Origin of the sequence: Phaeobacter sp. CECT 5382 (assembly GCF_001457775.1) — a bacterium.
In the GTDB taxonomy this organism is placed as follows: Bacteria; Pseudomonadota; Alphaproteobacteria; order Rhodobacterales; family Rhodobacteraceae; genus Pseudophaeobacter.
The window spans coordinates 1-1273 of record NZ_CYSG01000054.1; the positions used below are offsets into that span (position 1 = coordinate 1).

Annotated in this window: 1 protein-coding gene and 1 tRNA gene; one reads left to right on the forward strand and one right to left on the reverse strand. The window is 57.1% G+C overall.

Features of this window, described 5'->3' with window-relative positions; translation table 11 throughout:
* Nucleotides 1-204 precede the first annotated feature (204 nt).
* A complete protein-coding gene (locus PH5382_RS19330) occupies nucleotides 205-900 on the reverse strand; it encodes a lysophospholipid acyltransferase family protein (protein WP_058336006.1) in 696 nt (231 codons plus the stop codon).
* Nucleotides 901-1042: 142 nt separating this feature from the next.
* Here PH5382_RS19330 and PH5382_RS19335 point away from each other — a divergent pair.
* Nucleotides 1043-1118: transfer RNA gene (locus PH5382_RS19335), tRNA-Trp, on the forward strand.
* Nucleotides 1119-1273 lie beyond the last annotated feature (155 nt).

The following is a 1273-nucleotide window of genomic DNA, read 5'->3' on the forward strand; positions in this document are numbered from 1 at the left end:
TTGCGATCCGCGAAGGCGGCCGCACCGTCGGCGCTGGCGTCGTTTCCAAAATCACAGAGTGATTTTGAAACAGTGGTGACAGGTGATTTTCCCATATGGGAAAATCGCCGAGAACCACACAGAACTGTTCTGCGAAAGGGCCTCCCGAGGGAGGCCCTTTTTTCTTGCAGAGTTTTGTCTTGGTCTTTTGGGGGGGCGGCGGCCTTAGCGGTCTTCTGCTGGACGCCCTGCATGCCTATCGGCGCGGTCTGTGATCTCGTCCAGCGACGCCTGTAGACTGATCCGCAGTGTTTCAGCCTCTACTTCACTGGGCTTTTTGGGGACTTCCTCAAGCCACTCCTGGCAGATCAGCACGCCACGCGAAAAGGGCAGGGGGAGCATTTGCTTGTCCCAGGTGGGCAGCTTCAGAACCCGGCGTTCGGCAAAGGCAACGGTAAAGACCCGACACCCTGTCATCCGCGCCCAGGTGATCGGCACACCCGAAGAGATGCGTGCAGGGCCGCGTGGCCCGTCTGCAGCGATTCCAATCGAGCAGCCTTCCTTTGTACGTCGCAGAACCTCGCGCGACAGGGCGACATGGCGTTTGTGGCTCGACATAGGGATGGTTTCAAAGCCAAGCCGCACCAGAATCTGCCCGGCCAGTTGTCCGGCGCGTGCCGCCGAGGTCAGCGCACAAATCCGCCCCAATGAAGTGTCAAACAGGTAAGGGGCCATGATCAAACGTTGGTGCCAGAGCACAAATATGACCGGCTCACCCCGCGCCACAGCGGCATCCATGTCCGCAAACCCAGACCGCTGCCAGCGAGAAGTCCGATAGGCAAAACTGACATAGGCGGCAAAGCAGGCCTCGACCGCGCGATTGAACCGGGGGCTGTCGGCAATTTTCTTTCTCAGGCTCAAAAGGCGCTCCTTTTTCACCTGTCTTAGAATACTGTGCTGTTCAGGACCAGTCTGCGGCTCGGTTTGTCGAAAAAACCCGTGTGTTGCCGCTGATTTCCCTCTTGCGAGTCGGTCGGTGGTGGCTTAGGAACACGGGCACTGCAGGGGTATAGCTCAGTTGGTAGAGCGACGGTCTCCAAAACCGTAGGTCTCGGGTTCGAACCCTGATGCCCCTGCCAGTAAAACAAGGGATTTGAGGCTGACCTGGTTCTCTCCCGAAAAATGGTTTCCCACAAAGTTTCCCACCTTCACGTTTTGTTTTTGTTCTGTTCTCGCAGTGGCTTTGTTGCACAAATCGGGTGAGGGATTCATTTCGTGAATCCAGCATGGTAGC